This is a genomic window from Pseudomonas sp. PH1b (genome assembly GCF_000633395.1).
In the GTDB taxonomy this organism is placed as follows: Bacteria; Pseudomonadota; Gammaproteobacteria; order Pseudomonadales; family Pseudomonadaceae; genus Aquipseudomonas.
In genome coordinates this window covers 40,481-52,901 of record NZ_AYMU01000002.1, presented here as the reverse complement: position 1 = coordinate 52,901, position 12,421 = coordinate 40,481, and the positions used below count along the sequence as shown (strand labels likewise).

General features: G+C 60.6%; 12 protein-coding genes. 5 read left to right on the top strand and 7 right to left on the bottom strand.

Features of this window, described 5'->3' with window-relative positions; genetic code table 11:
- Positions 1-30: 30 nt before the first annotated feature.
- Positions 31-504, bottom strand: coding sequence for a Dps family protein (locus U873_RS0102830; RefSeq protein ID WP_025126796.1), 474 nt, complete (start codon positions 502-504; stop codon positions 31-33).
- Between the two features lie 464 nt (positions 505-968).
- Here U873_RS0102830 and U873_RS37385 point away from each other — a divergent pair, with 464 nt between their 5' ends.
- A complete protein-coding gene (locus tag U873_RS37385; RefSeq protein WP_025126795.1) occupies positions 969-1,574 on the top strand; it encodes a cold-shock protein in 606 nt (201 codons plus the stop codon).
- 67 nt (positions 1,575-1,641) lie between these two features.
- Here the strand turns inward: U873_RS37385 and U873_RS0102820 are convergent, their stop codons facing one another.
- Both U873_RS0102820 and U873_RS0102815 read right to left on the bottom strand, forming a co-directional pair.
- On the bottom strand, positions 1,642-1,848 hold the full coding sequence (locus U873_RS0102820; RefSeq protein ID WP_025126794.1) for a SlyX family protein: 207 nt from the start codon (positions 1,846-1,848) through the stop codon (positions 1,642-1,644).
- 3 nt (positions 1,849-1,851) lie between these two features.
- Positions 1,852-2,277 (bottom strand): HIT domain-containing protein, encoded by a 426-nt coding sequence (locus U873_RS0102815; protein ID WP_025126793.1) that lies wholly within the window; start codon positions 2,275-2,277, stop codon positions 1,852-1,854.
- Positions 2,278-3,197: 920 nt separating this feature from the next.
- On the opposite strand from U873_RS0102815, the gene U873_RS0102810 reads away from it, so the two are divergent.
- Complete coding sequence (locus U873_RS0102810) at positions 3,198-4,511, top strand: OprD family porin (RefSeq protein WP_025126792.1); 1,314 nt, start codon at positions 3,198-3,200, stop codon at positions 4,509-4,511.
- Positions 4,512-4,782: 271 nt separating this feature from the next.
- Here the strand turns inward: U873_RS0102810 and U873_RS0102805 are convergent, their stop codons facing one another.
- Positions 4,783-5,625, bottom strand: a complete 843-nt coding sequence (locus tag U873_RS0102805; protein WP_025126791.1) for a mechanosensitive ion channel family protein — start codon at positions 5,623-5,625, stop codon at positions 4,783-4,785.
- A gap of 136 nt (positions 5,626-5,761) precedes the next feature.
- A complete protein-coding gene (locus U873_RS0102800) occupies positions 5,762-6,247 on the bottom strand; it encodes a YajQ family cyclic di-GMP-binding protein (protein WP_025126790.1) in 486 nt (161 codons plus the stop codon).
- A 143-nt stretch (positions 6,248-6,390) separates the two neighbouring features.
- Here U873_RS0102800 and U873_RS0102795 point away from each other — a divergent pair, with 143 nt between their 5' ends.
- Genes U873_RS0102795 through U873_RS0102785 form a run of 3 tightly spaced genes read left to right on the top strand, consistent with a single transcriptional unit; the run spans position 6,391 to position 9,980 of the window.
- The gene (locus tag U873_RS0102795; protein WP_025126789.1) at positions 6,391-7,308 is read left to right on the top strand and encodes a putative 2-dehydropantoate 2-reductase; all 918 of its coding nucleotides are present in this window, start codon (positions 6,391-6,393) and stop codon (positions 7,306-7,308) included.
- 45 nt (positions 7,309-7,353) lie between these two features.
- Positions 7,354-9,390, top strand: a complete 2,037-nt coding sequence (locus U873_RS0102790) for an ATP-binding protein (RefSeq protein WP_025126788.1) — start codon at positions 7,354-7,356, stop codon at positions 9,388-9,390.
- 2 nt (positions 9,391-9,392) lie between these two features.
- The gene (locus tag U873_RS0102785) at positions 9,393-9,980 is read left to right on the top strand and encodes a cob(I)yrinic acid a,c-diamide adenosyltransferase (RefSeq protein WP_025126787.1); all 588 of its coding nucleotides are present in this window, start codon (positions 9,393-9,395) and stop codon (positions 9,978-9,980) included.
- Between the two features lie 112 nt (positions 9,981-10,092).
- Here the strand turns inward: U873_RS0102785 and U873_RS0102780 are convergent, their stop codons facing one another.
- Together U873_RS0102780 and argJ are read right to left on the bottom strand one after the other, a co-directional pair.
- On the bottom strand, positions 10,093-11,037 hold the full coding sequence (locus U873_RS0102780; RefSeq protein ID WP_025126786.1) for a Nudix family hydrolase: 945 nt from the start codon (positions 11,035-11,037) through the stop codon (positions 10,093-10,095).
- Positions 11,038-11,155: 118 nt separating this feature from the next.
- Entirely contained in the window at positions 11,156-12,373 is a 1,218-nt protein-coding gene (gene argJ / locus U873_RS0102775) for a bifunctional glutamate N-acetyltransferase/amino-acid acetyltransferase ArgJ (protein ID WP_025126785.1), read from the bottom strand.
- Positions 12,374-12,421 lie beyond the last annotated feature (48 nt).

Here is a 12,421-nt window from a genome sequence, read left to right as displayed (position 1 = left end):
CGCACCAGAGCGCCATTCGCCCTGGTGGGGTTAACGATGTTCCAGCAGGGAACGCAGCATCCACGCGGTTTTCTCGTGCACTTGCATGCGTTGGGTCAACAGGTCCGCCGTCGGCTCGTCGCTGACCTTGTCCAGCAGCGGGAAGATCCCACGAGCCGTGCGGGTCACCGCCTCTTGGCCACTGACCAGCTGCTTGATCATTTCTTCAGCTGCCGGCACGCCTTCCTCCTCCTTGATCGAGGACAACCGGGCATAGATGGAATAGGCGCCAGGCGCTGGGAAGCCCAGGGCACGAATGCGTTCGGCAATCAGGTCGACCGCCAGGGCCAGTTCGTTGTACTGCTCCTCGAACATCAGGTGCAGGGTACGAAATTGCGGGCCGGTGACGTTCCAATGGAAATTATGGGTTTTCAGGTACAACACGTAGGTGTCCGAAAGCAGACGGGAAAGACCGTCGACGATGGATTTACGATCTTCTTCGCTGATACCGATATCAATTGCCATGTTTCTCTCCGTTAACGGGATGGATTCACCCAATCAGCTGCCGGACCACTCTAGCAAGAGTACCGCGCCACCGCCGCCCCGGATCATCGATCAGCCTGCGGTGGATTGTCCCGTGGCCCGGCCAGGGATGCAAAACGCTGAGTTCGAGCCGGATCTGACCGCCGGGAAAACCCAACGTTCCTTGGAAATAATACGGCCATCTGTCTAGAACGGGCCTTTGCCCGATGCTCCGGATCCGTCCCATGGTGCCGGCCATTTGCCCTGCCCCGCCGAACACCGCTGCTGATTTGAGTAGGCCTGGGCTTTGCTGTTAAATAGAGCCCGTGTCGCTGTTGCCTATTTCTTCGGCCAGCGCGCATAGGCTGATCCCGCGTACGTAACCACCGCCTCACCTATTTGTTCAGAAGCGAACCGTGCGTGACCAGCTCTTCCTTGTGCACCCTTCTTAACGTGAGTTAATCAAAATGTTGAAAATCGTCCACCTGCTGACAGGCATTGCAGCCTTGCTGCTGTCCTTGATTCCGAGTCTTAGATCTGACGCGGTTCCCTACCTGCAACAATCCGATGCTATTTACCTGGCCCTTTTCGGCCTGCTCAACCTGATCCTGGCCCCCGTTATTCCGTACTGGAACAAAGGCCCGCGCCAACACCTGCAAAACCTGGTCAGCGCCCTGCTGGTGCTGGTCGTGGTCTTGCAGACCCTCACCCTGCTGGCGCCCATGCCAGTGATCGGTGGCCAACCGGCGGTACTGGTCAGCCTGCTGACCGCACTGGCCGCCGTGGTTCTGCACCTGGCCATCAGCCTCTACCGCTCATCGCCAGCCGCCTCCGCCGCCACGACCTACGACATGAGCAATCGCGATACCGGCACGGTGAAGTGGTTCAACACTTCCAAGGGCTTCGGCTTTATCTCCCGGGATTCCGGCGATGATATCTTCGTGCACTTTCGCGCCATTCGTGGAGAAGGCCATCGCGTACTGGTGGAAGGCCAGCGCGTGGAGTTCTCGGTGATGAACCGTGACAAGGGCCTGCAAGCCGAAGACGTGATTGCCGCACTGCCACGCCGCTGATACACGCCCAAAAGAAAACCGCGCCTTGGCGCGGTTTTTTTTGCTCTGCAGCTCGAGTCGTCATGCCTCAATAATGAGGGGGCGGCGCCTCTTCCTCGAAAGAGTCGAACTGCCCGACCATTTCCTCCTGGCGCTTGAGCAGTGCCGCCATCTGCAGCTGCAGGCGCTCCAGTACCTTCTGTTGCGCCACCAGCACGTCATTCAAGGCTTGAATGGTGTCGTCCTGGAATGCCAGACGGCTCTCCAGATCGTTTACACGCTCTTCCAGACTCATGGATCAACCCTCCAGAAACTGGAAATCATCGGTCAACACGACCCGCAGCCGCTCACGGATCGCCGCGACCTGCTCGGGCCGGTAAGGCGTAGCTGGATGCTTGCCCCAGACCGGCGCAGGCCATGCCGCGTCATCACGCTTGCGCACGATCACGTGCATGTGCAGCTGGCTCACCACGTTGCCCAGGGTCGCGACATTCAACTTGTCGGCATCGAAGGAGTCCTTGAGCAGTTCGGCCAATGCCGTGGTTTCCTGCCACAACTGAAGCTGATCGGTGACATCCAGTTGAAACAACTCACTGATATCCTCGCGACGCGGCACCAGGATGAACCAGGGATAATTGGCGTCATTGGACAGCAGCAACCGGCAGAGGGGGAAATCCCCGATGGGCAATGTGTCTTGTTGCAGCCGTGAATCTAAAGTAAACACCGTGTTTGCTCCCGCTCAGCTCATTCCAGCCCGGCGTTCAGTATCACAGACACTTGCCAGGCGACAGATGCCCAGCATACCTGCGAATGCCCCGTGCTTCATGACCAATGAGCCAGAGCCCTCGAGACCCGGCAAGGAGCCGCCCCCTCATGCAGCCGACATGCCCCACGGCAGGACACTTTCCCGAGCCTTGCACCACTTGCGCACAATTGGCTGGAAATCCGCAGAAAGCGGCCTGGCAGGCCCCGTCGCGCCTCGGCCGTCCTGCAGACGATTGCAGGAACCGTGCACAGCGCTGCAAAAAAACTGCACCAGAATCGTACAAGCCATCTACGCTGGATACCTCAAGCATCCGCCGTTTACTCACTTCACAGTGTGGACCGGTAACATTTCGCCAGGCTGTGCAACTTATTGCACAGCCCTGCACCATGGAAACCTTCGAGTCAAGCCAAACAAAAAGACGCTTGGAACAAGGGTTTTATGCGGTTTTTACAGACCGGCACACGCCACTGAAGAAAAATCAACGAGCACTTGCAGTTTGTGCACGGTTGTTGCATCCACACCCGACATCGTCTGCAACGCCCCACCGAAAGTGGACGTTAAAGACTCATGATAATAGTGGCAGGGTTGCCCGAAAGTGCTTTGTAGAGTGTCTGCATGGGGGGATTAATTCCTGCATTGCGCCCCTTCGAAGAACACTGTTTTAGTTGTCCGTCTGGACACCATCAGGCTGCACAATTGCGACACTGATCAAGCAGTTTGCGACAGGCTCGTAAAGAAGCCGAAAGGATAGATTGGCAAGTATCGCCAACATTGTCAGCGTGATATAAGTTTGCGCCGACACAAAAAGAAAGAGCCGCCCAGATAAAAAAATAGGTGGGACGGCAGTACTCTTCTAAAAACCAAAGGAGCAAATCACGATGCGCGTGATGAAGTGGAGCATGATCGCCCTGGCTGTATCAGCAGGCACCTCGCAGTTCGCAATCGCGTCCTCCCAGGACGATTCCAAGGGCTTTATCGAAGATAGCACCCTGACCGCCAAAACCCGTCTTGAGTACATGAACCGCGACTTCAAGAACGGTGCTGGCAACCACGCACGTGACGACGGCGGCTACAAAAGCGGCTATCGCCAAGATACCGGGCTGAGTGAACTGCTGCAGTACAACTCCGGCTTCACCCAAGGCACCGTGGGCGTCGGCGTTGACGCGTTCGCCATGGGCGTGATCAAGCTTGACGGCGGCGCAGGTCGCTCCGGCAACGGCCTGGCAGCCAACAACCGCTTCGGCCAGCCAGAAAAAGACTCGTCGGCTGTAGGCGGCGCGGTCAAGTTCCGCATCTCCGATACCGTACTGAAGTACGGCGACCAGATGGTTGCCAGCCCAGTGTTCTCCACCGACGACAGCCGTCTGCTGCCAGAAGTCGCCACCGGTACCATGATCACCAGCAAGGAGATCAAGGGCCTGGAACTGAACGCTGGTCACTTCACCGCCCTGCGCTCGCAGACCGGTCAGTACAACGACAGCATCAACGGTCGCAACAGTGACGGCCTGAAAAACCCAGGCCTGACCTCTGCCGACTTCGCCGGTGCCACCTACCAGTTCACCGACAACTTCGTCGGTGGCGTGGCGGCGTCCAAGGTCGATGACTACTTCAAGAAGCAGTACATCAACCTGAACTACACCTTCCCGATCGCCGACAACCAGTCGCTGAACCTCGACTTCAACGGCTACCGTACCGAAGACGACGGCAAGAAACTGTACGGCAAGCTGGACAACAAACTGTGGAGCCTTGCGGCTGCCTACAGCATCGGCGCGAGCAAGTTCACCATCGCCCACCAGCGCTCTACTGGCGACACCAACTACCTGTACGGTGTTGACGGTAACGGCACCGTCTTCGTTGCCAACTCCATCCAGATCTCCGACTTCATCGGCAAGGACGAGCGCTCCTGGCAGGCTCGCTACGACCTGAACATGGCAACCTTGGGCGTTCCTGGCCTGAGCTTCATGGCTCGTTACGTGAAGGGTGACAACATCAGCACCTCGTCCAATACCGAGGGCAAGGAAAACGAGTTCAACTTCGAAACCAAATACGTGATGCAAGAAGGTCCAGCCAAGGACCTGTCGTTCCGCCTGCGTAGCGCTGTGTACCGTGCAAACGGTGCTTACAACGCGGATTACACCGCAGACAACAACGATGTTCGTATCATCGTAGAGTACCCGCTGAGCATCTTGTAATTTTAGTGCCCAGTTAATGCGCTAACACGCAGCTCTAATAAAAACCGTCACCTGGTATCAGGCTGACGGTTTTTTTATGCCTGCTGAAATGCAACATTGAAAAGACAATTAAATAGCAAGCTAACTAACATAGCTCATGTCGGTAGTTGCTCTCAGCTCTCCCAGGCAGGTGTGTTAGTTGCCATTGAATGGGAATTAAAACAAACAAGGGGCTGATAGCCCCTTGTCTTGAACAACATAGCTGACCGAACGGCCAGGTCATGAAACCGGTTTATTGCACCGCCGCTTCCTGAACCACGCGAATCACCCGCTGCGGAAAGGGAATATCAATTCCCGCGGCCTTCAAGCGATCACGAGACAGTTCATTGAACTGGAACAAAACATCCCAATAGTCCGCGGTCTTGACCCACACCCGCAGTGACAGGGTTATCGCGCTGTCTCCCAAGGTGGACACCACCGCCACCGGTGCAGGATCGGCCAGCACGCGGGCGTCCTTGGCCAGTTCCAGCAGCACCTCGCGGGCCTTCTGCAAATCGGCGTCGTAATCCACGCCAACATCGAACACCACTTTGCGGGTCGGCTGACGGTTGTAGTTGGTGATGATGCCGTTGGACAGGTTGCCGTTGGGCACTATCACCGTCTTGTTGTCACCGGTACGCAGCACAGTGTGGAAGATCTGGATGCTGTCCACGGTACCGCTGATGCCCTGGGCCTCGATCCAGTCGCCGATGCGGAACGGGCGAAACAGGAGGATCAATACACCACCGGCGAAGTTCGCCAGGCTGCCCTGCAATGCCAGGCCGATGGCCAGGCCGGCGGCACCGATCGCGGCGACGAAGGAGGTGGTTTCGACCCCGATCATCGAAGCCACGCTGACGATCAGCAGCACCTTGAGTACGATGTTGGCCAGGTTGCTGATAAACCCTTGCAGCGCCAGGTCGGCATTGCGCAGCGCCAGCAACTTGCCCACTTTGTGGGTCAGCTTGTTGATCAGCCACCAGCCAATGGCCAGGGTAATCACGGCCAGCAGTACCCGACTGCCGTATTCCATGATCATTGGAATCCAGGCCTGGGAGGCCCGGACCAGGTTGTCTACTTCAGCGTTCAAATCCATCTATTTCTCCAGATTCCGGGGATTGCGGCGTGCATGACTGACAGGCAGAACGACCGGCTCCATTGGCGCTCAATCGTTTCTGCCACTCCTCCGGCCTCGGACGCCAATTAGCTCTAGAGGTTCCCGGAGAAATCGATCAATCGCGGAAGTTGTTGAACTGCAGCGGCATGCCGAACTCCTTGGCACGCAAGGCGGCGATCGCCTCTTGCAGGTCGTCACGCTTCTTGCCGGTGACCCGTACCTGCTCGCCCTGGATGGATGCCTGCACCTTCAGCTTGGCATCCTTGATGTGCGCGACGATCTTCTTCGCCAGCTCTTTATCGATCCCTTCCTTGAGCACCGCCTCCTGCTTCATCAGCTTGCCCGAGGCATAGGCGTCCTTGACCTCCAGGCACTGCACGTCGATCTTGCGCTTGACCAGGGCCAGCTTGAGGATCTCGATCATCGCTTCCAGCTGGAACTCGGCCTCGGCAGTCAGGTTGACAGCCAGGTCCTTGTCCTTGAACTCGAAGCTGCCCTTGCCTTTCAGGTCATAGCGGCGATCCAGTTCCTTGACGGCGTTTTCCACCGCGTTGGTGACTTCGTGCTTGTCCAGTTCGGATACCACGTCAAACGACGGCATGTAATCTCTCCAAATAAAAAGGGGCGCTGTTCAAGACATCGAACACGCCCGGCTTGCGGTTAAAATCCGCGCTCATTATAACGGGTCTTTCCCCTCGTTCACTGCGCGCCCTTCCCGGGCCTGCCAAACAGAGCAAAAAGCTGATGTCCACTACCTGGCATGTTCTCGGCGCCGGCAGCCTCGGCACCCTCTGGGCCACTCGCCTGGCCCGCGCCGGGCTGCCGGTCCGCCTGATCCTGCGGGACCAAGCTCGCTTGCGGGCTTATCAGGCCGCCGGTGGCCTGACCCTGGTAGAGCAGGGCCGGAGCAACCTGCTGGCGATCCCCGGCGAAACCTGCGAGGGCACAGAGCCGATCCAGCGCCTGCTGCTGGCATGCAAGGCCTATGACGCCGAGGCCGCCGTGGCCCGCATCGCCCCACGCTTGAAGCCCGGGGCCGAACTGATCCTGCTGCAAAATGGCCTCGGCAGTCAGGACGCCGTAGCCGCCAGGGTGCCCCTGGCACGCTGCATTGCAGCCTCCAGCACCGAGGGTGCGTTCCGCGATGGTGACTGGCGCGTGGTTTTTGCCGGCCACGGCTATACCTGGCTGGGCGACTCCGGCCACCCTACTCCGCCCATCTGGCTAGACGAGCTGACGGCCAGTGGCATTCCTCACGAATGGAGCACCCAGATCCTCACCCGGCTCTGGCGCAAGCTGGCGCTCAACTGCGCGATCAACCCACTGACGGTGTTGCACGACTGTCGCAATGGCGGCCTGCAGCAACACCAGTGCGAAGTGGCGACCTTGTGTGCCGAACTGAGCGAATTGCTGCAATGCTGCGGACAACCCGCCGCAGCACAAAACCTGCAACAGGAGGTCGAGCGGGTGATTCAGGCCACCGCCGCCAACTACTCCTCCATGTACCAGGACGTGGCCAGCCAGCGCCGTACGGAGATCAGCTACCTGCTGGGCTATGCCTGCCAGGCGGCCGCCCGTCACCGCCTGCAGCTGCCCCATCTGCAACAAGTGCAACAGCGCCTAGTGAACCAGCTACGCCTGCGCGGATTGCCCAGCGACTGAGCAGCGGCTACGCTGCCCACTTGCTCATTTTCAGCGATATAGCCGATGCCATTGCGCCAGCGCCTCGAAAACCTGCCCGTGGGCCAGAAGCTCCTGGCCGCCCTGCTCGTCCTGCTGACCACCGTACTGCTGGTCGCCAACCTGACCTTTATCAGCGCCGCCTACTGGATATCCCAGGAAAGCATGGCGCCCCAGGCGCTGCAGACCATCGGCCGCCTGGTGTCCAACCCGTCCCTGGCAATCCAGGCCCTGAATTCGCCCGAGGATGCGCAGAAGCTGCTCGACGAACTCGACAGCTACAGCCCGCTGCGGGCTGCCGCGCTCTATGATGGCAAAGGCCAGCGCGTGGCCCAGTTGCAACACGGGGAACACCTCAAGCTGCCCGAGCGCTATCGCCACATCGAAGCCTGGCAAATGACCGAGTTCCGCAGCAACCAGGTGATTACCCTGCCCCGCCCGGGACAGGCACCGGGGCACCTGCTGCTGGTAGCTACCAGCGAGCTGCCCATGGCCTTTTATACCGGCACCCTCACCGCAAGCCTCGGCATCCTGATTTTCAGCGTGCTGCTGTGGCTGGTCATTGCCCGGCAGATCAAGCGCCTGATCACCCAGCCGATTCACCAGCTCGAGGAGCTGTCCCGCCAGGTGACCCGCGAGGAAAACTATTCCCTGCGCGCCGCACGAGGCAACCATGATGAAATCGGCAGCCTGGCCGAAGCCTTCAACACCATGCTGTCGCGTATCGAGGCCCGGGAGCAGCAGCTCAAGCGCGCCCGAGACGACGCCCAGGCCGCCTATGACCAGGCCCAGGGCCTGGCCGAGGAAACCCGTCACACCAACCGCAAGCTGGAGCTGGAAGTCCAGGTGCGCAGCAAAATCGAGAAAAAACTCACCGGTTTCCAGAACTACCTCAACAGCATCATCGACTCCATGCCCTCGGCCCTGATCGCCCTGGATGAACAGCTGTATGTCACCCAGTGGAACCAGGAGGCCAGCGCCCTGTCCGGCACTCGCCTTGACGAAGCCCTGAACCAGCCGATCTTCCTCGCCTTCGAACCGCTCAAGCCGTTCCTGCCGCAGCTCAAGGAAACCGTCGAGCAGCACACGGTGACCAAGGTCGAGCGGGTCACCTGGCTCAAGGATGAGGAAGCACGCCACTATGCCCTGACCTTCTATCCGCTGATGGGTGGCGCCGGACGCGGGGTGGTGATCCGTATCGACGACATCACCCAGCGCCTGTCCCTCGAAGAAATGATGGTGCAGTCGGAGAAGATGCTCTCGGTCGGCGGCCTGGCAGCCGGCATGGCCCACGAGATCAACAACCCCCTGGGGGCGATCCTGCACAACGTGCAGAACATCCGTCGCCGACTGTCTCCCGAGCTGCCGAAAAACCTCGAACACGCGCAACAGGTCGGCGTCGAGCTGCAAACCGTCAACCGTTACCTGGAAAGCCGGGAAGTCCCACTGTTGCTGGACGGCATTCAACAGGCAGGCGCCCGGGCCGCGAAGATCGTCACCCACATGCTCAGTTTCAGTCGACGCAGCACTCGGCAGATGGCTCCTTGCGACCTGCCGGCACTGATCGACCAGGCAGTGGAAATCGCCAGCAACGACTTCGACCTGGCCATCGGCTTCGACTTCAAGGGCCAGGCGATCGTGCGCCAGTTCGACCCAGACCTGGGACCGGTCCCCGGCACCGCCAACGAACTGGAACAGGTGCTGCTCAACCTGCTGAAAAATGCCGCCCAGGCCATACATCAGCGCGACGATGACAGCGAGCCGGGACGCATCATCCTGCGAACCCGCCTGAATCCGCCCTGGGCGGAAATCCAGGTGGAGGACAATGGCGTCGGCATGAGCGAGAACGTGCGCAAGCGCACCTTCGAACCCTTCTTCACCACCAAGGAAATCGGCCAGGGCACCGGGCTCGGGCTGTCGGTGTCCTACTTCATCATCACCAACAACCACAAGGGCCAGATGGAAGTGCAGTCGACCCGTGGCCAGGGCACCTGCTTCACCCTGCGCCTCCCCCTGGCAAGCAGCCAGCCCCTGGTTCAAGAACCTCTACCACTGGAGAACTAAGCATGGGTTTTCGTTTGTCGAAGATCTACACCCGCACTGGCGACAAAGGCGAAACCGGGCTGGGAGACGGCCGTCGGGTACCCAAGGATCACCCCCGGGTAGAGGCCATTGGTGAGGTCGATACGCTGAACAGCCAGTTGGGCCTGCTCCTGGCCGGGCTGGCCGAGCACGGCGCGACCTGCCCCGGGCTCCAGGAAGTGATCGAGGTACTGACGCCTTGCCAGCATCGGCTGTTCGATCTCGGGGGCGAATTGGCGATGCCGGTGTATCAGGCCCTCAACAGCAGCGAAGTGGAGCGCCTGGAGGCGGCCATCGATGTGTGGAACGAGGAGTTGGGCCCCCTGGAAAACTTCATTCTGCCGGGTGGCTCGGTGTTGATTGCCCAGGCCCACGTCTGCCGCAGCCTGGCGCGCAGCGCCGAGCGTCGCTGCCAGCAGTTGAATGCCATCGAACCCTTGCAGGGAGTTGGGCTGGCCTATATCAATCGCCTGTCAGACCTTCTGTTTGTCGCCGCGCGACTGATCGCCAAACGCCAGGGCATCGCCGAAATCCTCTGGCAGGCCGCCGCCAAACCCACTCCCTCTGCGTAGGAGCCGGCTTGCCGGCGAAAGCGCCGGCAAGCCTTGCGCGCACCTTCGCAGGCAAACCGGCCTGTACAGGGCCAGCGCCCAGCCAAAGCCGGCGCTGCCACTAAGGAGGCCTTCAGTCCTGCGGCCAGAAAGCGCGGATACCGGCCACCCCTTGAGCACCGGCTTCCCAGGCTTGCTGACAGTCGGCAGGCCCCACGCCTCCCAGCAGGTACACCGGCCGGTTGAAACCACTGATCAACTGCTGCGCCTGTGACCAGCCCAGAGGCTGCGCATCAGGATGGGTCTGGGTCGGCTGCACCGGGGACAAGGTCACAAAATCCACATCCATCTGCTGCGCCAGGGCCAACTCCTCGGCGTTATGGCAGGACGCCGCCAACCAGCGCTCCTTGCCGAAGGGCCGTCCGGCACTGGCGTACTTGCGCAATTGCGCCGAAGTGATGTGCCAACCTGCCGAAGGAAAATCCCCCAGCCACTCGAACGGCCCCTTGAGCATCAGTTGCGCCTTGCCGGCACACAGGCCCACGGCATCCACCGCCAGGTCACGGTATTTCGGATCGTAGCCACCCGGAGCGCGCAACTGGACCAGTTGGCAGCCCTGGGCAATGGCTTTCTGCATGCCGCGCAGCAGGGCCGGGGTTTCCAGGCCTTCGGGAGTGATCAGATAATGCGCCGGCAGCCGCGCCGCATCGACAATCGGTTGGTTCGCCGCAGGGAACTCGTAGCCCGCCAGTCCACGGGACGTGACCCAGGCCAGGGGCTGCCCTTCGGCGCCATGAGGCTCGCCACTGAAGGCCGACACCTCGAAGACGTCCAGCAGTACCTGCTTGTCCGGGTAATCGTGCTGCACCTTGATCAACGGACGTGCGCTCTGCACGGTGATTCCCAACTCTTCCTGCAGCTCGCGGGCCAGGGCGGCCTCTACGGTTTCCCCGGCCTCGACCTTGCCCCCGGGAAACTCCCACAGGCCACCTTGATGCTGAGTATCGGCACGCCGGGCAATCAGGATCTTGCCGCAGGCATCCCGGATGACGGCCGCAGCCACATGTACTCGTTTCACCGCACTGCTTCCTCTGATCCGGCATTAGGCCAGCCCTTGGGGGCTGTTCCTTGAAAGATGATCGCCGTAAAGGCGAGCCGGTCCTGCGGGCAGGCAGAACCGGTTGTTGGACGCCGCGTTACGTACGGTATTCGGCGTTGATCTTCACGTACTCGTGAGACAGGTCGGTGGTCCAGATGGTTTCGCTGCACGCACCACGGCCCAACTCGATACGGATGGTGATTTCTTCCTGCTGCATCACCGCTGCGCCCTGGGCTTCGGTGTAGCTGGCCGCCCTCGCACCACGGCTGGCGATGCAGACGTCTCCGAGGAACACGTCGATCTTGCTGACATCCAGGTCGGGCACGCCGGCACGTCCCACTGCAGCCAGGATTCGCCCCCAGTTCGGGTCAGAGGCAAACAGTGCGGTCTTGATCAGCGGCGAGTGGGCCACGGTGTAGCCAACATCCAGGCATTCCTGATGGTTTGCACCGCCATTGACCTCCACGGTGACGAACTTGGTCGCGCCCTCACCGTCGCGGACGATGGCCTGGGCCACCTCCATGCAGACCTCGAACACTGCCTGTTTCAGGGCATTGAACAGTGGGCCCGAGGCTTCGGTGATGGCCGGCAGGTCGGCCTGGCCGGTGGCGATCAGCATGCAGCAGTCGTTGGTCGAGGTATCGCCATCGATGGTGATGCGGTTGAAGGACTTGTTGGCACCGTCCAGCATCAGGTTCTGCAACACATCGCGGGAAACCTTGGCGTCGGTGGCGATGTAGCCCAGCATGGTCGCCATGTTCGGCCGGATCATCCCCGCCCCCTTGCTGATGCCGGTCACGGTAATGGTGACGCCATCGTGCTGGAACTGGCGGCTGGCCCCTTTGGGCAGGGTGTCGGTGGTCATGATGCCTGTGGCCGCAGCGGCCCAGTTGTCCACGGACAGGTCATCCAGGGCGGCTTGCAGTGCGCCTTCGATTTTCTCGACTGGCAGCGGTTCGCCAATGACCCCGGTGGAGTACGGCAGCACGGCGCTGGCATCGACCCCGGTCAACTCCGCCAGCCTGGCGCAGGTACGGGCGGCGGCAGCCAGGCCCGGCTCGCCGGTACCGGCGTTGGCATTGCCAGTGTTGGTCAGCAGGTAGCGCACCGCACCCTGCACGCGCTGCTTGGCCAGGATCACCGGCGCGGCGCAGAACGCGTTGAGGGTGAACACCCCCGCCACGGTGGAGCCTTCGGCGCAGCGCATGACCACTACATCCTTGCGCCCCGGGCGCTTGATGCCGGCTGAAGCGATGCCGAGCTCAAAACCGGCAACCGGGTGCAACGTTGGCAAAGGACCAAGACCAACAGCCATGAAAGCGCTCCTCTTAGCAGATATCCGCACCGTCGTCATGAAAGACGG

Excerpts from the sequence above, each read along its gene's own strand:
- U873_RS0102805 (WP_025126791.1), bottom strand. The coding sequence starts at position 5,625 with ATGGATTTGAACGCTGAAGTAGACAACCTGGTCCGGGCCTCCCAGGCC.
- U873_RS0102800 (WP_025126790.1), bottom strand. The coding sequence starts at position 6,247 with ATGCCGTCGTTTGACGTGGTATCCGAACTGGACAAGCACGAAGTCACC.
- U873_RS0102820 (WP_025126794.1), bottom strand. The coding sequence starts at position 1,848 with ATGAGTCTGGAAGAGCGTGTAAACGATCTGGAGAGCCGTCTGGCATTC.
- U873_RS0102790 (WP_025126788.1), top strand. The coding sequence starts at position 7,354 with ATGCCATTGCGCCAGCGCCTCGAAAACCTGCCCGTGGGCCAGAAGCTC.
- U873_RS0102795 (WP_025126789.1), top strand. The coding sequence starts at position 6,391 with ATGTCCACTACCTGGCATGTTCTCGGCGCCGGCAGCCTCGGCACCCTC.
- argJ (WP_025126785.1), bottom strand. The coding sequence starts at position 12,373 with ATGGCTGTTGGTCTTGGTCCTTTGCCAACGTTGCACCCGGTTGCCGGT.
- U873_RS0102785 (WP_025126787.1), top strand. The coding sequence starts at position 9,393 with ATGGGTTTTCGTTTGTCGAAGATCTACACCCGCACTGGCGACAAAGGC.
- U873_RS0102830 (WP_025126796.1), bottom strand. The coding sequence starts at position 504 with ATGGCAATTGATATCGGTATCAGCGAAGAAGATCGTAAATCCATCGTC.
- U873_RS0102810 (WP_025126792.1), top strand. The coding sequence starts at position 3,198 with ATGCGCGTGATGAAGTGGAGCATGATCGCCCTGGCTGTATCAGCAGGC.
- U873_RS37385 (WP_025126795.1), top strand. The coding sequence starts at position 969 with ATGTTGAAAATCGTCCACCTGCTGACAGGCATTGCAGCCTTGCTGCTG.